This is a genomic window from Phycisphaerales bacterium AB-hyl4 (assembly GCA_041821185.1).
In the GTDB taxonomy this organism is placed as follows: Bacteria; Planctomycetota; Phycisphaerae; order Phycisphaerales; family Phycisphaeraceae; genus Natronomicrosphaera; species Natronomicrosphaera hydrolytica.
The window spans coordinates 291,870-314,923 of the sequence record JBGUBD010000005.1 but is presented as its reverse complement, the minus strand read 5'-3'; the positions used below and the strand labels follow the sequence as shown (position 1 = coordinate 314,923).

General features: G+C 63.2%; 12 protein-coding genes. 4 read left to right on the top strand and 8 right to left on the bottom strand.

What is annotated here, in order from left to right; translation table 11 throughout:
* Positions 1 to 27 precede the first annotated feature (27 nt).
* The 3 genes from ACERK3_10040 to ACERK3_10030 all read right to left on the bottom strand — a co-directional run bounded on the left by ACERK3_10040 (position 28) and on the right by ACERK3_10030 (position 2,148).
* On the bottom strand, positions 28 to 813 hold the full coding sequence (locus tag ACERK3_10040) for a thioredoxin-like domain-containing protein (protein MFA9478635.1): 786 nt from the start codon (positions 811 to 813) through the stop codon (positions 28 to 30).
* Positions 814 to 970: 157 nt separating this feature from the next.
* The gene (locus ACERK3_10035) at positions 971 to 1,861 is read right to left on the bottom strand and encodes a sugar phosphate isomerase/epimerase family protein (protein MFA9478634.1); all 891 of its coding nucleotides are present in this window, start codon (positions 1,859 to 1,861) and stop codon (positions 971 to 973) included.
* Positions 1,858 to 2,148: a hypothetical protein gene (locus tag ACERK3_10030; GenBank protein MFA9478633.1), complete on the bottom strand. Its 291-nt coding sequence runs from the start codon at positions 2,146 to 2,148 to the stop codon at positions 1,858 to 1,860. The genes ACERK3_10035 and ACERK3_10030 overlap by 4 nt, the downstream gene beginning before the upstream one ends.
* A 179-nt stretch (positions 2,149 to 2,327) precedes the next feature.
* On the opposite strand from ACERK3_10030, the gene ACERK3_10025 reads away from it, so the two are divergent.
* Both ACERK3_10025 and ACERK3_10020 read left to right on the top strand, forming a co-directional pair.
* The gene (locus ACERK3_10025; GenBank protein MFA9478632.1) at positions 2,328 to 3,713 is read left to right on the top strand and encodes a PhoPQ-activated pathogenicity-related family protein; all 1,386 of its coding nucleotides are present in this window, start codon (positions 2,328 to 2,330) and stop codon (positions 3,711 to 3,713) included.
* Positions 3,714 to 4,138: 425 nt separating this feature from the next.
* Complete coding sequence (locus tag ACERK3_10020) at positions 4,139 to 7,399, top strand: hypothetical protein (GenBank protein ID MFA9478631.1); 3,261 nt, start codon at positions 4,139 to 4,141, stop codon at positions 7,397 to 7,399.
* A 315-nt stretch (positions 7,400 to 7,714) separates the two neighbouring features.
* Here ACERK3_10020 and ACERK3_10015 read toward each other — a convergent pair whose 3' ends face one another.
* The gene (locus ACERK3_10015; protein ID MFA9478630.1) at positions 7,715 to 8,572 is read right to left on the bottom strand and encodes a hypothetical protein; all 858 of its coding nucleotides are present in this window, start codon (positions 8,570 to 8,572) and stop codon (positions 7,715 to 7,717) included.
* Between the two features lie 651 nt (positions 8,573 to 9,223).
* On the opposite strand from ACERK3_10015, the gene gyrA reads away from it, so the two are divergent.
* Both gyrA and ACERK3_10005 read left to right on the top strand, forming a co-directional pair.
* Complete coding sequence (gene gyrA / locus ACERK3_10010) at positions 9,224 to 11,887, top strand: DNA gyrase subunit A (GenBank protein MFA9478629.1); 2,664 nt, start codon at positions 9,224 to 9,226, stop codon at positions 11,885 to 11,887.
* A gap of 808 nt (positions 11,888 to 12,695) precedes the next feature.
* Positions 12,696 to 13,475: a type II secretion system protein gene (locus tag ACERK3_10005; GenBank protein ID MFA9478628.1), complete on the top strand. Its 780-nt coding sequence runs from the start codon at positions 12,696 to 12,698 to the stop codon at positions 13,473 to 13,475.
* A gap of 347 nt (positions 13,476 to 13,822) precedes the next feature.
* Here ACERK3_10005 and ACERK3_10000 read toward each other — a convergent pair whose 3' ends face one another.
* The 4 genes from ACERK3_10000 to ACERK3_09985 form a co-directional block, all read right to left on the bottom strand.
* Positions 13,823 to 15,223: a DASS family sodium-coupled anion symporter gene (locus ACERK3_10000; protein ID MFA9478627.1), complete on the bottom strand. Its 1,401-nt coding sequence runs from the start codon at positions 15,221 to 15,223 to the stop codon at positions 13,823 to 13,825.
* Positions 15,224 to 15,320: 97 nt separating this feature from the next.
* Positions 15,321 to 18,113 carry a cation-transporting P-type ATPase gene (locus tag ACERK3_09995; GenBank protein MFA9478626.1) on the bottom strand — a complete coding sequence of 931 codons (2,793 nt, stop codon included), beginning with the start codon at positions 18,111 to 18,113 and terminating at the stop codon, positions 15,321 to 15,323.
* A 186-nt stretch (positions 18,114 to 18,299) separates the two neighbouring features.
* Positions 18,300 to 20,108, bottom strand: coding sequence for a phosphoenolpyruvate carboxykinase (GTP) (locus ACERK3_09990; protein ID MFA9478625.1), 1,809 nt, complete (start codon positions 20,106 to 20,108; stop codon positions 18,300 to 18,302).
* Between the two features lie 58 nt (positions 20,109 to 20,166).
* Complete coding sequence (locus ACERK3_09985; GenBank protein ID MFA9478624.1) at positions 20,167 to 22,956, bottom strand: bifunctional acetate--CoA ligase family protein/GNAT family N-acetyltransferase; 2,790 nt, start codon at positions 22,954 to 22,956, stop codon at positions 20,167 to 20,169.
* Positions 22,957 to 23,054: the final 98 nt, after the last annotated feature.

The window sequence follows — 23,054 nt, the reverse complement described above, 5'->3', positions numbered from 1 at the left end:
TTAAACCCCGTAGCACCCGCCATGTGATCAGCGGAGCAACTGCTCCATGTCCGCCAGCACTTTGCGTGGCCCGACGTACTGGCCATCCACATAGCTACCGGAGACGACTTCGCCTTCCCGGTCGACAATGACGAGGTTGGGGATGCCCCGGCCGCCGTAGGTGTTCCGCAGTCGGCTGGCCTCGATGCGGTTGAACGGCACGGCGGGGAAGTTGATGTTGTAGTCGCCCATGTACTTGAACATGTCGTTCGGCGAGCGATCCGAGCTGACGAAGACGACCTCGAAGTTGCCTCGCTCGGCGTGTCGGTTGCGGAAATCGACGAGGCTGGGCGTAAACGCTCGGCAGGGAGGGCACCAGCCGGCGGAGAAGTAGAGCAACACGTAGTCCTTGCTGGCGAGCGACTCGGTCTGGCCGAAGTTGTTCCCCGCGTCGACCAGCCGTGGGCCGATGGACTGGATCAACCGCACGTGGCCCGGCTCGCGGTTGGCCTCCGGCTCGGGGCCGGCGGGCGGCTCGCTGGCGCTGGCGAGCAGCTCGGCCAGCTCGGCCTGGAGCGCTTCGACGGTCTCGCTGTCGCCCCGCCGATCGTAGGATTCGATCATCCGCTGATAGTTGGTCTCCAGCGTCCGGTTGGCGCGCTGCACCTGGGCGTAATAGCTCTGCGCCGCCCGCTCAAGTTCAGTGGCATGGCGTTCCTTGACCTCGGTCAGCCGAAGCTGATCCTGCTCGCGAAGGTTCGCCGCCGAGATAACGGGCACAGTCAGGGCCACACACAGCAAGCCTGCCAAACCGATCCAGGTGAGTCGTTTCATGTTAAGCATCCCCAGTCGTTGAAGAGAAAGATGATCTGGCACCCATCTTACCCGGCCACATGCGCTGCACCAACACCGTTCCCATCCTGCGCGGCGCAAAATGAATCCCACGGATTGAATTCGTGGGATTCGGGGGGGCATCTCTTTTTCGAGTGGGTTAAGCGGACTTACTGTCGAGCAGTCGCGTGATGGCGTCGGCAGTGTTGCGCAGGCGCAGGGCGCCTGGGAGGGCCGGGGTGTAGTCTTCGATGATCAACGGCACTTCGCGTTCGAGTTGCGCGATGGCGTCGATCCATGCGGGCACGTAGAGGCCTGTCTCGGTGAGCGGGCACATCTGCGTGCCGGGCTTGCGGAAGCCAAGCTCGTCATATTCGCCGGCGACCTGCCGATTGCCGCCGAGGTGGACGTGGTCGACCCACTTGCCCAGCACAGAGACCGTCAGCGTCGGCTGCACGAAACCTTCGCGCACGAAGTTGGGCAGGTCGAGGATGACGCCCAGTTCGGAGGGGTCGAACGACTCGACGATGTGGCGTGCCAGGCCCGGCGACGCGGCACTGTTGCCGGCGTGCATCTCGATCACAACCTTCAAGCCATACGGCTCGGCGAGGTCGCAGCAGCGGCGATAGTGGCCAATTGCCTGCTCAAGGTACGCCGGGAAGTCGAACAGCTTGTCGCTGGGGTACGCGGGCGGGCCAATGCGGATGCTCTGGCAGCCGCCGGCGGCGGCGCCGCGCAGGTGCACGGTGAGCATGTCGTCCGTCTCGTCGGCATTCAGCCGAGCGACGGTGCAGTAGCCTTGCAACCCGGCGGCTTGCAGCTTTTTGCGAAGCTCGGCCCCCTGCTCGACGAGCTTGTCGGGCGTGAGGTCGAACTTGTGGTTGCCCCAGTTGGTGTAGGCGTCGTTTTTCTGGTTGTCGGGCACGACGCGGGGGCGGTAGACGTAGTGCGTGATGTTCAGTTGCTTGCAGAGGGCGACCTGCTCATCGAAATCAAGTTCGGGGAGCATGACAGCCGTGACGCCGAGTGGCATTTGGGTACGGAGGTTCATGGTGATACCGGGGTTTGGTCGGCCGCGGCGTCGTTGTTCATGATCTCGACGTGGGTGTAGTTGTCGAGGTTGAAGGTCACCAACTCCCCGTCGTCTTTGCGGATGACGAGCCGGTCGAGCCAGAGGCGGTCATCTTTGGAGTGGGCGTACCACGAGCCGGTTTTTCGTTGGTCATAGCGAACGACGACGCCCTGGGACTTGTTGGTCCAGACTTCGTCGCGCTGGGGAATCTGTTGGGTCACTTCGACGCGTTGGCCGGGTGTGAAAACGTCGCTGGGTTGGCTCATCGGTTGGGCTCCTGTCGATTTGGTAACCATAGCCGAATCGCGGCGGTGGTGAAAGCCAAGGGTGGGCGAACTGCTGCCGATGGCGTGCGTAACATTCGACTAAGGGCCTGCCTGGGCGGACGTGGTGGTCGGCCCGGGTTGTGGCCGGAGAATTCGGGGGCATGCTGAGGAGCCGACGGATGTGGTACCGACTTGTTGTGATGATGGTGCTGGCGGCGAGTACGGGTCTGGCGCTGGCGGTCGAGCAGGCGGCGGCGACCGAGACAGCGTTGCGCGATTACGTCGAACGGACGGACGACACGTACAGCTACGAACTGGTGCAGACGCAGCAACTCGGCAACGCCAGTCGGCATGACGTGCGGATGCAGTCGCAGACGTGGCGCGACAAGGCGTGGCAGCATTGGATGACGATTATCGTGCCCGACAACATCGAACACGCGGGCAAGGCGGTGCTGATGATCGGCGGCGGGGCGTCCAACAGCGAGCCGCCCCAGGGCCAGCAGGCAGCCATGGCGGTGACGGCGGCCAATCGACTGGGCGTGCCGGTGGCGATGCTCCAGCAAGTGCCCAATCAACCGCTGTTCGACGGCATGTACGAAGATGCGGCGATCGCCCACACGTTCCAGCAATATCTGCTTGGCGAACGAGTTGCCGGCGGCGGGGGCGATGTTGAAAATGGTGCCGGGGACGATTTCGACGGCGGGAGCGACTGGCCGCTGCTGCTGCCGATGGTCAAGTCGGCGGTGCGGGCGATGGACACGTTCGAGCAGGTGCTTGTCCACGAACACGACCTGGCGATTGAGGCATATGTGCTCACCGGCGCGTCGAAGCGGGGGTGGACGAGTTGGCTGACCGCGGCGGTCGACGATCGCGTACAGGCGATCGCGCCGATGGTGATCGACGTGCTGAATTTCTCGCCACAAATCCACCAGCAGCAGGCGACGTATGGCAGCACGAGCCCGATGATCCGCGATTACACGGAACGGGGCCTGATTGATGCGTTGGACACCGAGCCCGGCCGATCGCTGGTGGACATCGTCGACCCGTTTGCCTACCGCGACGAGCTGACGCTGCCGAAGCTGATCGTGCTCGGCACGAACGACCCGTACTGGACGGTGGACGCGGCGAATCTGTACGTCGACGAACTGGCGGGGCCAACCCATCTGGCGTACGTACCCAACGCCGGGCACGGCGCGGGGCAGCAGGCGGGGGCGACGCTGCTGGCGTTTGCCGAGCGGGTGTTCACCGAGCGGGCGATGCCGACGGTCGAGCTGACGCGTGAGCCCGCTGCCGACGACGAGTCGATCACCCTGCACGTCCGCTGGGACGAGTCGGCGACGCGCGTGACGCTGTGGGAGGCGCACTCGCCGAACCGTGACTATCGGCAGGCCCACTGGCAGTCGCAAACGATCGAGACCGCGGGCAAGCAGGCCGAGGTGACGCTCACCGCTCCGGACGAGGGTTGGCTTGCGGCGTTCGTGCAGGTGCATTTTGACGACGGGATCGGCTTTACGCTGAGCACGCCGATGACGGTCCTACCTGAGCATTTTCCTTTCGAGCCATGAGCTTCGTGGCCCGGCGTGTCAACCGGTCCGGCCCGACTTGAAAATTCAATCCACGCGAGCAGCGGCCCGGCCCGAACCCGGTGAATCCCCGGGCGTCGACCCGGGGTCTCACTTGCAGCTTGCCAATACAGTCTTTAGACTTCTCGACTGTGGGCAAATGGCGGTTCGGCTGTATTCTCAAGCTGGCTCGCAATAGTTCCCCTTGCCGCAAGAAAAGCCGGCCCGATGCTCACGCACGATCGACCCGCTGGACGCGCTCGACATGCTGCCCGGTCATGACCATTGTTAGTGGAGGCCCTGCATTGCTTACCCGTCAGTTGCTAACTGTCGTCACGGTCTGCTTCAGTCTGATTGTCGGGGTGGCGTCAAGCGCCGCTCTGGCCGAGAACTCGCAGGCCAATGCCGGTGAGCTCTTCGCACAGGGCATGGAGCAATTCGAACAGGGAGACCTTGAAGCGGCGCGTCAGTCGCTGCGACGGGTCGACCACATGCAGCTGCCGCCGAACCAGCGTGTTCGGCTGTTCCGCACGCTGCAGGAGATCGACCGCCAGACCGCCGACGCGGTCGAAGCCAACGGCGACGCCGAGGCGGAAGAGGAGGTCGAATGGATCGCCCTCTCCCCCGAAGAGCTGCTCAGCCAGGCGGACCAGATGGCCTCGGAAGATCCTGACGCCGCCTCGCAGCTCTACCGCCAGGTCATCGCGGACGAGCAAGCCAGCGACAGCGAGCGAGGCCAGGCCAGCGCCAGCCTCGCCCAGTTGCGTCGCCAGGCCAACCGCGAGCTGACGATCACCCGCGAACAAATTGACCTCGCGAACCAAGCCTTGGAGCGTGGCGATCACGCCGAGGCCATCGAACGCCTCGAACGTGTGCAGGCCAGCGGCGTGAGCCTGGGCTGGTTTGACCAGCAGCGGGTCGAGCGCCAGCTCGCCCTTGCCCAGCGTCAGCACGAAGCCAGCCGACCTGCCGAGCAAGAAGAAGTCGCCGAGACGGAAGCCGTCGAAGTGGCTGCGGAAGAGGATGAGCGAGAAGCCGTCGCCGCGGTCGTGGAAGCCCCGGCGGAGGAGCCTGCGGACGAGGTCGCCGAAGAGATCACCGAAGTCGCCGTGGCTGAGGCTGGGGCGGAAGAAGCTGCCAATGGGGAACCGGCGGCTCGGGACGACCTGTTCCAGCGGGCCCGCTCGCTGCGTCATCAGGAATTCCTCGCCGAGGCCCGCATCGCCGAGGAAGAGGGCAACATCGAGCTGGCGATCCGCCGATATGAAGCGGCCCGCGAGCTGGACCCCAACCATGAAGAAACGGTCGATCGACTGCGAGCTCTGCGTGCCCGTCGGCAGCAGGCGCTGGCACCGGATGACCTGATCAGCCGTGAGCGAATGGACCGCGACCTGCGGGCGCAGCAGGCGGTCGCCGACGTGCGATCGAGCCTGAATACGGCCCGCAATCGACTGGAAGGCGGCAACTACACCGCCGCCCGCGACGCGGTCGATCGTGCCCGCGTCACCCTCGACCGCGAGCAGCGGTTCCTGCCCCCGGCCCAGTATCGCGACCTGCGTGACTCCGCCGAGCAGCTTGCCATCACCATCAACGAACAGCGTGACGAGGAAGAGGCCCGCCGACAGTGGGTGGCCCTTCAGCAGGAAGAGCGTGACCGCCGTGACGCCCGCGTCACTGCCGAGCGTGAGCGTCGCGAGCAGATCAACGAGTTGCTGACGCGTGCGATGGAAATGCGTCTTGAAATGCGTTACGACCGGGCGTTGGAGCTGGTGGATCGCGCTTTGGCGATCGACCCGATGAACGTCGCGGCACAAGCGATGAAGATGGGCATTGAAGACGGCCAGGTGCTCGTGAACTTCCGTGAGCAGCGTCAGGACCGCGACCGCCGCATCGCCCAGCAGCGTGCTCTGAACATTGAAGCTACGCAGCCTTACACCGACCTGGTGACCTATCCGCACGACTGGCCGGAACTGACCGTACGTCGTCTGGCGGATATGGACGACTCGATGGGCGAAACCGAAGCCAACCGTGCCACGCGTGCGGCGCTGCGTGAGCCGCTGCCGGTGAACTTCGAAGCCAACCGTCTGGTCAACGTGATCGACTACTTCCGTGACGCCACGGAGCAGAACTTCTTCGTCAACTGGGGCGCGTTGGAGATGGCGGGTGTCGATCAGGACACGCCCGTGAGCCTTCAACTGAGCAACGTGCCTGCCGAGCGGGCGCTGAACCTCGTACTTGCCCAGGCGTCCAGCGATTTCGAGCCCGTTCAATTTTCGGTGATCGACGGCATCGTGCACGTTTCCACGGAAGCCGACCTTCGCCGTACGACTGACACCCGCGTTTACGACATCCGCGACCTGCTCGTGCAGGTGCCCAACTTCGACAACGCTCCGCGATTCGACCTCGAAAGCGCCCTTGACTCCGACCACGTCGGCGGTGGCCGTGGCGGTCGCGGCGGCGGTGGCGGTGGTGGTCGCGGCGGCGGCGGCGGCGGCGGTGGCCGCGGCGGGCTGTTCGGCGACACCGGTTCGGACGAAGACCCTGATTTCCGCACCCGCGCGGAAATGATCGAGGAAATCGAAGACCTCGTCCGCAGCACTGTCGGCCGCATCGACGACTGGGATGAGTTCGGCGGCGATGTCTCCAGCATGCGGGAGTACAACGGCAACCTCATCATCCGTTCCACAGCCGACAACCACCGCAGCGTCATCGACCTGCTCAGCCAGCTCCGCGAAACGCGGGCCATCCAGATCTCCGTCGAAGCCCGATTCCTCCTCGTCGACCAGAACTTCCTGGAAAACATCGGCGTCGACTTCGACTTCCAGATCGACAGCCCCGGCGGAAACTTCGGTCCGATCCGGTTCGGACAGGACTCGGCCAGCATCACCAACAACCCGCAGACCGACCGCACGCCCGGGCGATTCCAGCCGGGCACGAGCATCGGTCGCCCCACCGGCTTCGGACCGGACGGCTTCAACCGCACCGGCCGATCGCTTGACCTCGGCGTCAGCTACCTCGACGACCTGGAAGTCAACCTCCTGGTCCACGCAACCCAAGCCAGCCAGCGATCCGTTTCGCTCACGGCCCCACGCGTGACCTTCTTCAACGGCCAGACCGCCTTCGTCGTCGTCGCTCAGCAGTTCGCCTTCATCAGCGACCTTGAGCCCATCCCCGACGCAGCGGGCTTCAACCAGGAACTGTCCGTCGTCAACTCCGGTGTCGTGCTACAGGTTCAGGGCACCGTCTCCGCTGACCGCCGGTACGTCACAATGACGCTCCAGCCCAGCCTCGCACAGTTGGACGCCATCCGGCAAATCACCCAGAACGCTGTCGTCACCATCCCCGGCCCGGGCGATAACGAGGTCGCGATTCCAATCTCCGCGACCCTCGAAGCACCGACGCTTCAGATCACCGAAGTCGCCGCCACCGTCAGCGTTCCCGACGGCGGCACGCTTCTGCTCGGTGGTCAGCGACTCGTCGACGAGATCGAAATCGAAGCTGGCGTCCCCGTGCTTTCCAAGGTGCCTTTCATCAACCGGCTGTTCACCAACACCAGCACGGTCAAGGATGAACGAACCTTGCTGATCCTCGTTAAGCCGTCGATCATCATCCAGCACGAAGAAGAGGAAAACCTCTACCCCGGCCTGCTGGACGACCCGGCGTCCTACGACCGCCGAAGCCGCTTCTAAACGGCACGACAACCTGATCCCCCACACGCCGCCGGCACCATGCCGGCGGCGTTTTTTTTGCGCGAGCGGAAAGCAACGCCGCCAATGCACGTAGCAATCAGCAATTAGCGATTAGAAATTCCAACGGATCCGGCCCTTCGCTCGCGACTCGCTCAGGGCCCGGCTTGGATACTCCCTCCCCCCAACCAGAAACGAGAAACCATAAACCTCCCCCGCTCCCGTCTCTAAATAAAAAGCCCACCCGTCGCATAAATTGCCACGGGTGGGGCTAACGGTGTGTTGCTGCCGCCCGGGTGGGCCGACTTGCGAATCGCGTCAGCGTCGATCGATATCACGTCGGCTCATCTCACTCGGTGCATTGCGTGGTGTCGCGAGGAATCCGCCGAGCCCCGCCGCAGCTGCGCCGAGGACCATGGCTACGAACGTCCAGATGCCTGCATGGGCAACCGCCTCGCCAGCCTGGTCCAACATCTCCTGCGGGTCCTGCATGGCATCCTGCTGTTGCTGCGGCTGCTGTTCCTGTTGCTGCGGATCGATCTGCTCTTCGATGCCAGCGGGCATTTGCAGTTGCTGGCCCTCGGCGACGACGGTCCACGCGCCAGCGGTCATCGTTCCGAGCGTCGTCGTCAGCATCCAGACGCCGATCAGTGTCGCCAGCGACCACGTGACCACGCCATGGATCGCCCCATCGCGGCGGTCGGGGTTGGTAGCGAGGTGGCCTGCCACCCAGCCGCCGATGAACAGCGCGATCAGCCCCGTGATGACCCACCACACTGCCGCCCCGACGGTCCACGCCGTCGGGTCCGCAGCGCCGGTCGGGTCGAACGCCGCTGCGCCGATGCCGATGCCCAGCACGCTCAACAGCAGTTGCACGGACAACGCAACGAATACGCCCGCGAAGATCGCCCCCCAACTCACCCGTCGGCCGATGTGGCGGAACGGGGCCTCCGATTCGCCGGTGTCGTGGCGCGGCTCATTCGGTCGGCCGCCGCCGCGATGCTCATACTCGCGGTAGCCCTCCCGATAGCCCGGCTGCCCGGAGGCGTAGGCTTCCCGGCCGCCGGGGTGCGTCCCGCGTTCCGGTTCGCGCACTTCGTACGGCTCGCCCCGTCCGGGGTTCTGCGGTGTGGATTCCTGATGACTTGGTTCACGATGACGCGGTTGCTCAGCCATGGCCTTCTGCCTCCGTGCTTTGAGATTGGCGTAACGACTCGACTTCGGCATGCCCACCCAAACGGGACCGACCCCGCAACGGCAGCTTGCCTGACTCATCCGCGCAAGCTTAGGTGTCGTCGCCCAGCGAGGGAAGTCGATTTTTATTTATAAGTGTTTTCATACGTAGAAGATCCGTAGCTTACCCGGCTCGACATTCGGCATTGGCCCGATACCCGCGACCGGGCGGTGCAAGGCCCCGCAGGACCAACGCAGCTAATCGCTCATTACGCCAAGACGCCAGAAAGAAAGGCAAGCCACGAAGGCACGAAGGGGATGAAGGGGGCACGAAGGGGGAAGAAGGGGGAAGAAGAATTAGAAGGAAGGGGGGGAATTACGGGAGGGGCAGGTGTTTCGGAACAGATGCACGCTTCCCTGCCTTGCCAAAAAATAATTCTCTGCCTTTCTTCGTGTTTTCTTCGTGCCTTCGTGTCTTCGTGGCAAGAACGACTTGCTGTCCTTGGCGTCTTGGCGTCTTGGCGTTGAAAATCGAGCGGTTAAATCAGGTGCGATCGCCCTGCAAGGCCCGGCCCGCTACCGGACCGAGCCGGTAAAAACCGCTATAATGCTTGTTTCCGCCCCGACGACTTCTCTCGACGAGTGCACCGTGATATGAGCGACGAGCAGACCCCCCCTTCCCCGGAATCGGACCAGCCCGAAACCGCCGCCCTGGGCCAGACCGTCGACCTCGCCATTGAGGAAGAGCTGTCCAACAGCTACCTCACCTATGCGATGTCCACCATTGTCGACCGAGCGCTGCCCGACGTCCGCGACGGCCTGAAGCCCTCGCAGCGGCGAATCCTTGTCGCGATGAACGACCTGAATCTCTCGCCCGGCCGAAAGCACTCCAAGTGCGCCGGCATCGTCGGCGAGACCATGAAGAAGTATCACCCCCACGGCGACCAGGCCATCTACCCCACCCTGGTCAACATGGCTCAAGACTGGAAAACGCGCTACCTGCTGATCGACAAGCAGGGCAACTTCGGCTCGATCGACCCCGATCCGCCGGCCGCCATGCGTTACACCGAGGCGCGTATGCATCGCCACGCCGTGGAGATGCTCGAAGACCTCAAGCTTGAAACCGTCAACTGGATTCCCAACTTCGACGAAACCGTCGACGAGCCCACCGTCCTCCCCGCCAAGCTGCCGAACCTGCTGGTCAACGGCTCGACCGGCATCGCGGTGGGCATGGCCTGCTCGATGCCGCCGCACAACCTCGGCGAAATCTGCGACGCCATCGTCGCCACCATCGACAACCCTCAGATCGAGCTGCGCGAACTGCTGAATATCGTGCCCGGCCCCGACTTCCCCACCGGCGGCATCGTCATGGGCCGACGCGGCATCGCCGAGGCCTACGCCAACGGACGCGGCCGCGTCACCGTCCGCGCCCGCATCGAACACGAGCAGACCCGCTCCGGCAAGAACCAACTCGTCGTCAAGCAGATCCCCTACCAGACCTCCAAGAACGACGGCATCGTCGACAAGATCGTCCAACTCCGAAAAGCCGACAAGCTCACCGACATCTCAAACATCGTCGATGAATCGTCCGGCCGAGTGGGCATGCGCGTCGTCATCGAACTCAAACGCGGCGCCGACCCGCAGGTCGTCGAAAACCAGCTCTACCAGATGACCCCGCTGCAGGGCACGTTCAGCATCATCAACATCGCCCTGGTGCACGGCCAACCGCGAACGTTGGGCCTGAAAGACCTGATCCAGGAGTACATCAACCACCGTCAGGAAGTCGTCCGCCGACGCACGCAGTTCCGCCTCAAGCAAGCGCAGCAGGAAGCGCACCGCATTGAAGGCCTGATCTTCGCGGTGTGTGATATTGACGAAGTAATTCGCCTGATCCGCAGTAGCCGAACGCGCGACGAGGCGATCGAAAAGCTGATGCAGCGTGGCTTCCGCATCGCGCCGGAGCATCCGTACGCGCCGCAGATTCCGGAACGCCTTAAAGCGATGGCGGATGAGAACGACGTCCGCCTCACGCGCGTGCAAGCCGAAGCCATCGGCCGACTGCAACTCATCCAACTGGTCGGCTTGGAAATCGAAACGCTGGTCGCCAACTACGCCAAGCTTGTCGCTCAGATTGAGGAATACGAAGGCATTCTCGCCGACCCGCAGCGTGTGCTGGACATCATTAAGGAAGAGATCGCCGAGATCCGCGGCAAGTACGCCGACCCGCGTAAGACCGAGATCGCCGACGCCGAGGCCGGCGCGCTTGACCTTGGCGCGCTGACGCCTGTCGAGCAGGTCGTCGTCACCATCACGCACGCCGGCTATGTGAAGCGGCTGCCCGTCGATGAATATCGCGTGCAGGGCCGAGGCGGTCGCGGCGTGATCGGCGCAAGCACGCGCGACGAAGACTTCACCGAGCAGGTCTTCGTCGCCAGTACGCATGATGACCTTTTGTGTTTCACCGACACCGGCCGAGTGTTCAAGATCAAGGTGTTCGAGATCCCCGAAGCGCCGCGCACCAGTCGCGGGCGCAACATTGTCAACCTGATCAACCTTCAGCCGAACGAGCGCATCTGCACGTTCATGCCCATCTCTGACTTTGAGAAGGGCGAAGTCTACCTGCTGTTCGCCACGATCAACGGCCTGGTCAAGCGCACCGCGCTGAAGGATTATCGCAACGTCAACGCGTCGGGCCTGATCGCCATCAACCTCCGCGAAAACGACCAGCTCGTCGGCGTGCTCTGGACCACCGGCAGCGACCACGTCCTGCTCGGCACGACGTTGGGCATGGCCATCCGCTTCCAGGAAGACGACGTCCGCGTCATGGGACGCACCGCCACAGGCGTCAAGGGCATCGACCTCGCTGGGCATGACAAAGTGGTCGGCCTGGTCCGCATCGCAGAAGGCGAAGAAACCGACCTGCTCACCGTCACTGAAAACGGCTACGGCAAGCGAACGCCCACCAGCGAGTACCTCGTCCAGTCCGAAACCGGGTCGCGACCGCAAAGCCGGGGCGGCAAGGGTCGACGCGACATCACCGTCAACACGCGCAACGGACAGGTCGTCGGCCTGCTCACCGTCTCCGACGAGGCCAGCCTCATGCTCATCACCTACCAGGGCATGATCGTCCGCATCAACGCCGCCCCCGTCCGACGCACCGGCCGAGGCACGCAGGGCGTCAAAGTCATCAACGTCCAGCAGGGCGACCGCCTCGTCGCACTCGCCTGCGTCGCGGAAGACAACGCCGACGAAGCCGGCAGCGAAGACGTCGGCAGCGAGAATGTCGGCACCGATGACCAAGGCAACACCGACGCGTAGAACGACAACGCGGCTTTAACATTTGGAATATCTAGCGGCGGTGCTTGCACCGCCTTCTTCGGCCCTGCGGGCCGAAAGCGCGGGCCAAGGCCCGCGGCTAAATGAGAACCCGTGTTGCCCTCGTAACCACTTTCCGCCCGAGAAGCGCACGGCTCGTCGACGGGTTTCCCCGCGCTCAACGACATGTTGAAAAGAATCTTTGCCCCCCAACGCCATCGCACCAGACCCTGCTAAATCGCGCAAAACCATTAGCATCAACATCTTCTGCATACACGACCCGCGACGCTCATCCAAACGGCACAATCGGCCGCGCTTCTACAGCTTGACATCGTTCCGTCGATCGCGTTACGATACTCAACGCTATTGAGATACACGAAAATGCAATCAGTCGGCTTTTCCCAGCCACCCTTCCGGGCAGGCAAGAAGGGTCACGCCCTCGCGAACGAGTCCCGCTTCAGACTCATCTGGGACTCGGCAACCTCGCCCCTCCAAGGTTCGCCGCGCTTGGCCCGAAACATGTTGGCTTCCATGGATCTCGAACCCCATCGGATGGCACGGCATGTTCACTGAAATAATCTAGTGTTTTATAGGGCGAATGGTTCGCCTTCTTGTGGTGTGTGTCAGGTTTTTCAGCAAAAAGGCGTTGTGTCGATTGGCAAAGATTCCTTATCACCGTCTGCACAAACGACCGGCGAATGGCGCGCCGGACCGTTGCCAATCAATGCCCGTTTCGTTTGAACAATCTGAAGACACATCAAAATGTTCCCCTTGGTCTTGTTCTCTATTTTCTTTTTCAGGAGCGTTTCACATGCGTACGAACAAAGGTTTCACTCTAATTGAGCTTCTCGTGGTGATTTCGATCATCGCGCTGCTCATCGGTATTCTGCTGCCCGCCCTCGGCGCTGCCCGAGCCACGGCCCGCCGAATGCAGAGCAACACGCAGATCCGCGGCATCCACCAGGCCATGGTGATGTTCGCCCAGAGCAACCGCAGCAACTTCCCGGGCCTCAGCGGCCAGACCGGTATCCTTGACACAGGCAACGGCGTCACCACTGGTGACTTCCGGGCTAACGAGGATGGCGATCACCCCGCCACCCGGTTTGCCATCCTGCTCAACGGCAACTTCTTCACGCCGGAATACATCATCAGCCCTTCCGACACCGGCAAGGACGAAGCGGATGGCGATGACACCGACAACAACGTCGGAATCGACAACTACTCCTACGCGATGCTCGACATCCGTGATGGTGAGTCGCCTCAGCGCTCGCGTGAATGGTCGGAAACGCTGAACACCGAAGCCGTCGCCGTGAGCGATCGTGCCAAGGGTGGTCCCGGCAACGACATCTACAGTGTGCACACTCGTGACGGCAGTGGCGACTGGCGCGGCGGCGTGGCCCGCAACGACAACAGCGTCAGCTTTGAAACCACTCACGTGCTTCGCACTCGCTTCGGCTCGGGCCCGTTGAATGCTGACAACGATGGCGGTACGGACAACATCTTTGAAGAAGATGATGATGTTGACGGCGGTACGGCTGTCGCCCACATGGTCTACATCGACGAGGAAACCGCTTACGATCCCGACAACTAAGTTCGGGTGAGAAGCAACAGATTGTTTTCAATCAAAACGGCCGGCCCTCACGGGTCGGCCGTTTTTTTATGCTTGTCCGATCGACCGCGAGGCCCGCGGCAGTTCATTACGAGCGCAACCTCCCCCGCTTCCGAGGGGGGCTATTGCGCATGAGGTCATACGGATTACCCATCAAACTCGGGCTCTGTGCAGGAGGCTGAAGCCCACGGCGTGACGCCGTGGGCTTCCATCGCACCCGAGATTCATGTCCGATCCGTATAAAGAGGTGCCGCGCGCTTGTGAAATAGCCCCCCGCAGATGCGGGGGGTTTGCGCCATATGTGTCCATCGACCGCGCGGCGAATTGCATCACAGATTCAGGATCAGCGGCAGCATGACTTGGTAGCCCATCAGCAGGACGCCGATGGCGATCGCGGAGATCAGCCCGCCCACGCGCAGCAATGTGGCGGCGGGCAGCCTGCCGGTGGCGAAGGCCATCGCGTTCGGCGGCGTGGAGATCGGCAGCGCCATCGCAAACGAGCACGCCAGCGCGGTGAGGATGATCAATTGCACGTTTTCCGGCGCGGGGAACGCGAGCGCCATGGGGATGATGAGGTTTGCCGCGGCGGTGTTGGACATGAATGTTGACAGGCCGTACGCCAGCAGCACGACGGTAAGGGCAAGCAGGAAGCCCGTCGTCTGGGCGATGGGCAGATCCATGAGGTAGGCGACCAGTCCGGTCTGGCTCATCGCGTTGCCCAGCGCGAGGCCGCCCCACATGAGGATGAGGATGTTCCAGTCGATCGTGTCGACGTCGCGACGGTCGAGCATCTGCAAGCCGGTGAGCAGGGCAGCGGCGATGAGGGCGATGACCGCGTCGTCAATGCCATGCCACGAGCCGGTGAGCCAGAGGCAGATGGTGAGGACGAGGATGGCGAGCGTGATCTTGCCTCGCGTGGAGATCGGTTCGGTGTGCTTGAGGCGGGGGATCGACAGCGCCTTGCCCGGCGGGAGCATGAAGTACAGCAGCACGCCGGCGACGGCCATCAGCAGCACCGCCAGCGGCACGAACACGAGCATCCAGTCGAGAAAGCCGACGTCGAAGCCGCCCTGCCGCAGGGCCGCGAGGGCAACCGCGTTCGGCGGCGTGCCGATGGGCGTGCCGATGCCGCCGATGTTTGCGCCCATGGGCACGGCGAGAATGACCGCGAGATGGAACTTGCCATCGTCGCTGAGGTTTTTCAGCAGCGGCGCGACGATGGCGAGCATCATCGCGGTAGTGGCGGTGTTGCTCATCCACATGGAGAAGAAGGCGGTGATGAGCATGACGCCGTAGATCAGCAGCAGCGGGTTGCGTGTGAACGGGTCGAGCACTTTCGCGGCGATCGCTCGGTCGAGCGCGTGCTTGGTCACGGCCGAGGAAAGCAGAAACCCGCCGAGGAAGAGGATGATCACCGGTGAAGCGAACGGCGTGAAGAAAACGGTGAATTGAAGGTTGCCGCCATCGGGCCCGACGTCCGCGGGCGCGAGGCCGCCATGGTGCGCGAGCAGGAGCACCTGCAACCCGACCAGGCAAAGCGAGGTCGCGTAAAGCGGGATGACCTCGGTCGCCCAGAACACCGCGGCGATGATGAAGATCGCCACCGCACGCTTTGCCAGCTCGTTCATATCCGCCGGCATGAGCAGGTAGACAATCGTCGCGAGCACAATCGTGCCAACGATGATGGCCGGTCGTTTCCATTCGATGCGGTCGGGGGCGAGGGTGTGCATGGGTGGGACTCGGGTAGGCGTGTTGCGGGGATTTCAGGCAGGCTATTTGTTTCGGATGCGGTCGGCAGCGGGACGCGACATCCATTTCGCAGGCAGCTTAACTGTGCCAATTTCGTGCGACTTTCTTTTCCAGTTCCACGATGGCAAAAATCGCCACGCCGGCGGGCAGAATCATCAGCCAATGCCACACGTTCAACGGAACGGTGTCAAACAACCGCTCAGCGATCGGCAGGTAGGTGTAAAGCATCTGAAGCGTCAGCACGAGCACGACCGCGAGCCAGACCCATCTGCTGCCGAAGATGCCCTCGCGGTTGAACGACGGCGCGGTGATGTAACGAGCGTTGAACAGGTAGAACACCGAGCTGACCACCAGCGCATTGACCGCGACCGTACGGGCCAGCGGAAGCTCGGCGTTGAAGACCTCACGCATGACCATGAACAGGCCGAACGTCACCCCCCAGAGCAGCAGCGAAACAATCGCGATTCGCCAGAGAAAATACAGTGACAACAGCGCTTCGCGGGGCTTGCGCGGCGGGCGGCGCATCACGTTCGCTTCGCTGGGTTCGAACGCCAACGCCAGGCCCAACGTGACGGCGACGACCATGTTGACCCACAGAATCTGCACCGGCGTGATGGGCAGCGCAAAGCCGAGCATCACCGCCGCGATGATCACCAGCGACTGTCCGCCGTTGGTCGGCAGGAGGAAGAGGATCGCCTTGCGGATGTTGTCATAGACCGTGCGTCCCTCTTCAACCGCGCTGGCGATGGAAGCAAAGTTGTCGTCGGCGAGCACCATGTCGCTCGCTTCTTTAGAGACTTCCGTGCCTTTGATGCCCATGGCGACGCCGACGTCGGCGCGCTTGAGCGCGGGCGCGTCGTTCACCCCATCGCCGGTCATGGCGACTATCTGCCGATGGCTTTGCACCGCTTCGACGAGGCGGAGTTTATGCTCGGGGCTGACGCGGGCGAACACGTCGACATCGTTCGCGGCCTGCTTGAGTTCATCTTCGGACATGCGGTCGAGTTCGGCGCCGGTCAGGGCGCGTTCGCCGTCGCCGATGCCCAATGCTTTGCCGATGACTTTGGCGGTGAGCGCGTGGTCGCCGGTGATCATCTTTACGCGAATGCCGGCCTGCTTGCAGTCGTGAATCGCGGCGATGGCTTCGTCGCGCGGCGGGTCGATGATGCCGACCACGCCGAGCAGGATCATGTCGCTTTCAACATCATTGAACTTAAGTTGATGATGGTCTGTCGTGGTGGGCTTGTAGGCGAGTGCGAGCAATCGCTGCCCCTTACCCGCGATCCCCTTCACGGTTTCATGCCAGGCCTCGCGATCGAGCGGTTGAAGGTCGTCGGTAGTAGGTAGTGCATCTGAAGATGGGCTGCTTTGGGGGGCGAGGTGTGAGCATCGTTGGAGGACGACTTCGGGGGCGCCTTTGAGGTAGATGAGGCCGTGGCCTTCGTGGTCGTGGTGAAGGGTAGCCATGAACTTGTGTTCTGACTCGAAGGGGATGGCGTCGGTGCGCGGCAGTTGCTTGCGCAGGGCATCGCGGTCGAGTTGGGCTTTGGCGGCGGCGGTGAGCAGCGCGCCTTCGGTGGGGTCGCCTTGCATATGCCACTGACTGTCTTCGTGGAGCAGTCGAGCGTCGTTGCACAGCAGGCCTGCGCGGAGCAGCTGGGTGAGGTGGTGGTGGTTGTCGTCGAGGTTATCGAGCGTGTTGTTGTCGTCGCTGGCTTCGAGTTGGAAGCCGCCGTCGGGCGCGTAGCCGACGCCGGTGACGCGGTAGCGTTGGTCGGCGGCGGCGATGGTCTGCACGGTCATTTCATTGCGGGTGAGCGTGCCCGTCTTGTCGGAACAGATGACGGTGATCGAGCCAAGCGTATCGACGGCGGGCAGGTGGCGGATGATGGCGTTGCGTCTGGCCATGCGCTGCACGCCGATTGCGAGCGTGATGGTGAGGATGGCGGGCAGGCCTTCGGGAATCGCGGCGACGGCGAGGCCGACGGCGGCGAGGAACATGTCCGACCACGGCTCGTTCCAGTAGAACGCACCGAAGGCGAAGGTGAACGCGGCGAGCGCGAGGATGATGCCGGTGAGCACGTGGCCGAACGTTCGGATCTGTTCCAGCAGCGGGGTGGTAAGCGTCTGCACTTCGCTGAGCAGTTCGCTGATGCGGCCGATCTCCGTGTCTTCGCTCGTGCCGACGACAATGCCGAGCCCCTGCCCAGAGGTGACCAGTGCACTGGAGAAGGCCATGCCCGGCCGATCGCCCACCGCTGCCTCGGGCTCGGCGGTGTCGGTGGTTTTATCGACCGGCACGGATTCGCCGGTGAGCACCGCTTCATCAATGCGCAGATCGCGTGTGCGGAACAGGCGAAGGTCGGCGGGCACTTTGTCGCCGCTGGACAGCGCAACGATATCGCCGGGCACGATCTGCTCGGCGGGGATGGTGTGGCGTTCGCCGTCGCGGAGGACGGTGGCCTCGGGGCTGAGCATGTGGCGGATGGCGTCGAGGGCGCGCTCGGCCTTGCCTTCCTGGACGAAACCGATGATGGCGTTGATGATGACGACGGCGAAGATCACACCCGCGTCGACGAAGTGGCCGCGATCGCCGAACAGCGCGAGGATGGTCGTCACCACGCCCGCAACGATCAGGACGTAAATCAGCACGTTGTGAAACTGTGTGAGAAAGCGTTGGAGCGCGGTGCGTTGGTGTGGCGGTTTGAGGCGGTTGGGGCCATGCTTTTCGAGGCGGCGACTGGCTTCTTCGGCGGTGAGGCCTTCCGGTCGCGTGTCGAGTTTGTTGAAGACTTCGTCGGGTTCGCGCGTATGCCAGGGCGTTGTGGTCGCGGGAGCCGGGGCGGGAGGGTGTTGGGTCGGCTCATCCATACTCGTCTCGCTTTCTCCGAATCACTTGCGTATTGCGGTGGACTGACCCGTTGCGGCCGGTGGGTTGACGGCGCTGGCGGTCCCCTCATGCCATTGTTTTGTCAGATAAAGCGAGGGTTCGGGGCAGGTAAGCCTGCCGTCACGCGCAAACGCGACGGCAGGGAATTTTAAATCCTAAAACATTGCTCACAGCCGACTGATCAAAAGTTCGCGCTGGAAGACAATTTCCTTTGGCAGGTCGCCCGCGAGTTTGAGGAACAGTTCTTCCTGTGACAGCATTTCGCGCTTGACGTCTTCCGGGTTCGGTGATTGCAGCCGTTTGAAGTCTTCGGGTGTGAAGTCATCCAAGCCTTCGAGGTCGAAGTCATCGAGGCGTGGCGTCCAGCCCAGCGGCGATTCGATGGCATACGCCCGGCCGCGGCATCGGTCGACAACCCACTTGAGCACGCGCATGTTTTCACTGAAGCCCGGCCAGATGAAATTGCCATCCTCATCTTTGCGGAACCAATTGACAGCGAACATACGCGGGCAGTCTTTCATCTGTTTTCGCATTCGGAACCAATGCCGCAGATAGTCGCAGGCGTTGTAGCCAATGAACGGCAGCATGGCCATCGGATCGCGTCGCACGACGCCGGTTTTCCCGGTCGCGGCGGCGGTGGTTTCCGAGCCGAGCGTCGCGCCGATATACACGCCGTGAATCCAGTTAAACGCCTGATAGACAAGCGGGATGACGTTGCTGCGTCGGCCGCCGAAGAGGATGCCCGAAACTTCCACGCCGTTGGGGTCGTGCACCTTCGGGTCGAGCACGGGGTTGTTTTCCATCGGCGCGGTGAATCGGCTGTTGGGATGCGCAGCGGGCGTCCCCTTGTCGGGCGTCCAGGGGTCGCCCTTCCAGTCGATGGCCTCGGCGGGCGGCTGCTTCGTCTTGCCTTCCCACCACACATCGCCGTCGGGCAGCAGGGCGACGTTGGTGTAGATGGTGTTCTTCGAGATCGACGCCATGGCGTTGGGGTTGGACTTGTCGTTCGTGCCGGGCGCGACGCCGAAGTAGCCGGTTTCGGGGTTGATGGCTCGCAGCCTGCCGCTCTTTTCATCGACCCACATCCAGACGATGTCGTCGCCGACGGTGGTGATCTTCCAGCCTTCGTCGCGATACTTCTTAGGCGGTACGAGCATGGCGAAGTTTGTCTTGCCACACGCGCTGGGGAACGCTCCGGTGATGTAGGTCTTCTCGCCACTGGGCGTTTCGATGCCCATGAGCATCATGTGCTCCGCCATCCAGCCCTGCTGCATGCCAAGGAAGCTGGCGATGCGAAGCGAGAGGCATTTCTTGCCCAGCAGCGCGTTGCCGCCGTAGCCTGAGCCGAAGCTCCAGATGGTGTTGTCCAGCGGGAAGTGGCAGATGTATCGGCGTTCGGGATCGAGCTCGCCGATCGAGTGCAGACACCGGGTGAACTCGTCGCTTTCGCCAAGTTCTTTCCAGGCGACGTCGCCCATGCGGGTCATGATGCCCATGTTCACCGCGACGTAGAGCGAGTCGGTCAACTGCACGCCGACCTTCGCCAGCGGCGAACCGATGGGCCCCATGACGAAGGGCACGACGTACATCGTGCGTCCTTTCATGCAGCCGGCGAACAGCTTGCCGAGCTTGGCGTACGCGTCTTTGTCGTCCATCCAGTTGTTGGTCGGCCCCGACATGTCGTCGTGCGGCGTGCAGATGAACGTCAGATGCTCCGTCCGCGCGACGTCGTTGGAATTGGAGCGGTGGTAGTAGCAGCCGGGCAGTTTTTCCTGGTTCAGGCGAATGAACACGCCTTCCTCCACCCCCTGGGCGAGCAGACGCTCGCGCTCGGCGTCGCTGCCATCGCACCAGACGACCCGGTCCGGCTGGCATTGCTCGACCTGCTCTTCGATCCATTCAAGTACGTAGTGATTCGCCGCAGCCGGGGGCTTGGCAACGCTGCGATCGGTGAGGGTGGCTTTATTCGTGATCATCTCAGACTCCTTCAACATTGACGTTCCGCTACGAACAGGACTCGGCCTGCCCTTGGCATCATCGGCGATTATCGCCAAAAGGCAACACCCCCTCGGCCGAACGGCGGAAGTCCAGGGTCGCTTTGATCGTGTGATCCTCGTCAGATCGGTTGAGCGTAAAGCCCAAACGCTTGCTCACCTTCTGCATCGCATGGTTGTATGGCAGGATGTCCGCCTCAAGCACAGCCACGCCCTCGGCCCGCGCGATCTCCACCAGCCGACGCAGCAACTCCGTGCCCAGCCCTTGATGCTGGAACGCATCGGACACCAGCACGGCGTACTCCGCCCGATTCGTCCCCGGCAGGCGGGTCAGTCGGCCGACGCCGAGCAACTGCCGCTCGCCCGTGTCGGCATCGCGACGCTCGGCGACCATCGCGATCTGCCGGTCATAGTCCACGTAACACAGCCGCGACAGCCGATCGTGCGACACACGCTGCGAGAGGTGGATCGGATGGAAATAGCGCATGTAAACAGTATGCTCCGACAGCGTCTCATGGAAACGTACCATCAAAGGTTCGTCTTCCGGACGAATCGGCCGCAACGTCAACGATGTGCCGTCCGCCGCCTGCCAGCGCTCGACATACTGCACCGGGTATGGCCGAACCACCGGCCGAGGCAGCGCCGCCTCGTCCATCTCCGCCGTGTGCAGCACGACCCGCGCATCCAACGCCACCATCCCCTCCGCCGACACGCGCAGCGGGTTAATGTCGATCTCCTTCACCCACGGCTGCTCCACCACAAACCGGCTGAACCGCACGAGCAACTGCTCCAGCGCCGCTAGATCCACCGCCTTGCGGCCGCGCACGCCACGCAAAGCCGTGTATATCTTCGTCTGCTCCATCATCCGCCGGGCTAGCGTCTGGTTCAGCGGCGGCAAGGCAAGCGCCCGATCACGAAACAGCTCCACCAACTCACCCCCCAGGCCGAACAGAATCACAGGCCCGAACTGCGCATCGAGACTCGAACCCACGATCAACTCATACGCATGCCCTGCCACCATCGGCTGCACGGTGACGCCTTGAAAATGCTCAGCCCCCGCCTTTTCAGCCACCGCGTCACGAATCGCGTCAAACGCTTCGCGGACCGCGTCGGCATCAGGCAGGCTCAGCTTCACACCGCCAACGTCGCTTTTGTGCGTCAACGTATGCGAGTGCAGCTTCAACGCCACCGGGTAGCCAAGCGATGCGGCGTGCGCGACTGCCGCGTCGGCCGACTCGGCGTGATGTGTTTCCAGCACGGGGATGTCGTACACCGACAAAAGCTGCTTCGACGCGAGCTCGGTAAGAATGGTCTGCCCGGCCTCGCGGGCTTCGCGGATGATGCGGTCGGCTCGCTGCTGACGGTCCGCGTCGTCGGCCGGGGAAATGTCGTCCGTCAACGTCGGCGTCTCGTAAAGCCCGTTGAGGTTGTAGCTGTACCGCCACATATAGTTGAAAACGCGAGCTGCCTGGTCGGGAAAATCAAAGGTGGGCACGTCGGCCCGGTTGAGAATCTCCCGGCCGGCCTCGACCATGCCCGCGCCCATCCAACTCATGATCACCGGCTTATTGCCCGGCCTGGCCACCGTCTTCAGCCGCTCGGCGGTACGCGTCGGGTCCGTCATCGCCTGTGGCGTGAGGATCACCAGCAGGCCATCGCTGCCCGGGTCGGCGGCGACAACCTCAAACGCGCGGGCATAACGCTCGGCGTCGGCGTCGCCGAGGATGTCGACAGGGTTGCTCGTGCTCGCGTGCGGCGGGAGCATGGCCTGCAGCTGCTGCTGCGTCTCGTCGCTGAGCATGGCGAGCTGGCCGCCGCCGGCGACCAATGCGTCAGTCGCGAGCACGCCAGGCCCGCCGGCGTTGGCGAGAATGGTCAGCCGATTGCCCGCCGGCCGCGGCTGCTTGGCGAGCACCTCCGCCATGTGAAACAGATCGCTCAAGCGATCGACACGCAGCACGCCCGTACGACGAAACGCCGCGTCGAGCACATCGTCCGAGCCGGCAAGTGTGCCGGTATGTGACGCCGCGGCAGCAGCAGCGGCATCTGATCGCCCTGCCTTGATAACGATGATCGGCTTGGTCAACGCCACCTCGCGCGCCGCGGAGAGAAACTTGCGCGCATCGCCGATCGACTCCATGTAAAGCAGGATGCTCTTGGTGTGCGGATCGTCGCCGAGGTGGTCGATCAGATCGCCCCACCCGACGTCGAGCATCGAGCCGATGCTCGCGAAGGTCGAAAAACCCACACCCTCGCGGCGGGCCCAGTCGAGCACAGCCGTGCACAGCGCACCGCTCTGACTGATAAATGCCACTCGGCCCGGCTGGGCGGCGTCGGCGGCGAAGGTGGCGTTAAGCCCGGTGTACGGATTCATCACCCCCAGACAGTTGGGCCCGACGATCCGCATCCGCCCGGCAGCAATCGCGAGAATCTCCTGCTCCAGCGCCGCGCCGGCCTCGCCGACTTCTCGAAAGCCAGCCGAGATGATGATCGCCGCCTTCACCCCCGCATCCACACACGCCTGTACCAGGCCCGGCACGGTCTCGGCTGGCGTGGCGATCAGCGCCAGGTCCACCGCCGCGGGCACATCGCCGATGGCGGCATACGCCTTGATGCCCATGATGCTGTCACGCTTGGGATTAACCGGAAAGACCGTGCCGCCGAACGGATTGGTCATCAGGTTCCACTGAAGCGTTCGCCCGACGCTGCCCGCGGTTTCGCTGGCGCCGATGACCGCGACGGTACTCGGTTGAAAGATGGCCTGCAATGGCGGCGCGTCGCTTTTCAGCAAATCATGGGCGGGGTCGAGTTGGGTCGGCGGGATGGGCATGTTGCTGGTCTTTCAAGTTGATCCAGCGAGGAAGACCGCGCGGCGCTTGGTCAGCGATTGTACGCTCGGCCAGGGGGATTGTTGACGAGTCGGCGGCG

Bases quoted from the DNA above. Each gene is read 5' to 3' on its own strand.
- ACERK3_10040 (MFA9478635.1), bottom strand. From the start codon at position 813: ATGAAACGACTCACCTGGATCGGTTTGGCAGGCTTGCTGTGTGTGGCC.
- ACERK3_10035 (MFA9478634.1), bottom strand. From the start codon at position 1,861: ATGAACCTCCGTACCCAAATGCCACTCGGCGTCACGGCTGTCATGCTC.
- ACERK3_10030 (MFA9478633.1), bottom strand. From the start codon at position 2,148: ATGAGCCAACCCAGCGACGTTTTCACACCCGGCCAACGCGTCGAAGTG.
- ACERK3_10025 (MFA9478632.1), top strand. From the start codon at position 2,328: ATGTGGTACCGACTTGTTGTGATGATGGTGCTGGCGGCGAGTACGGGT.
- ACERK3_10020 (MFA9478631.1), top strand. From the start codon at position 4,139: ATGGAGCAATTCGAACAGGGAGACCTTGAAGCGGCGCGTCAGTCGCTG.
- ACERK3_10015 (MFA9478630.1), bottom strand. From the start codon at position 8,572: ATGGCTGAGCAACCGCGTCATCGTGAACCAAGTCATCAGGAATCCACA.
- gyrA (MFA9478629.1), top strand. From the start codon at position 9,224: ATGAGCGACGAGCAGACCCCCCCTTCCCCGGAATCGGACCAGCCCGAA.
- ACERK3_10005 (MFA9478628.1), top strand. From the start codon at position 12,696: ATGCGTACGAACAAAGGTTTCACTCTAATTGAGCTTCTCGTGGTGATT.
- ACERK3_10000 (MFA9478627.1), bottom strand. From the start codon at position 15,223: ATGCACACCCTCGCCCCCGACCGCATCGAATGGAAACGACCGGCCATC.
- ACERK3_09995 (MFA9478626.1), bottom strand. From the start codon at position 18,113: ATGGATGAGCCGACCCAACACCCTCCCGCCCCGGCTCCCGCGACCACA.
- ACERK3_09990 (MFA9478625.1), bottom strand. From the start codon at position 20,108: ATGATCACGAATAAAGCCACCCTCACCGATCGCAGCGTTGCCAAGCCC.
- ACERK3_09985 (MFA9478624.1), bottom strand. From the start codon at position 22,956: ATGCCCATCCCGCCGACCCAACTCGACCCCGCCCATGATTTGCTGAAA.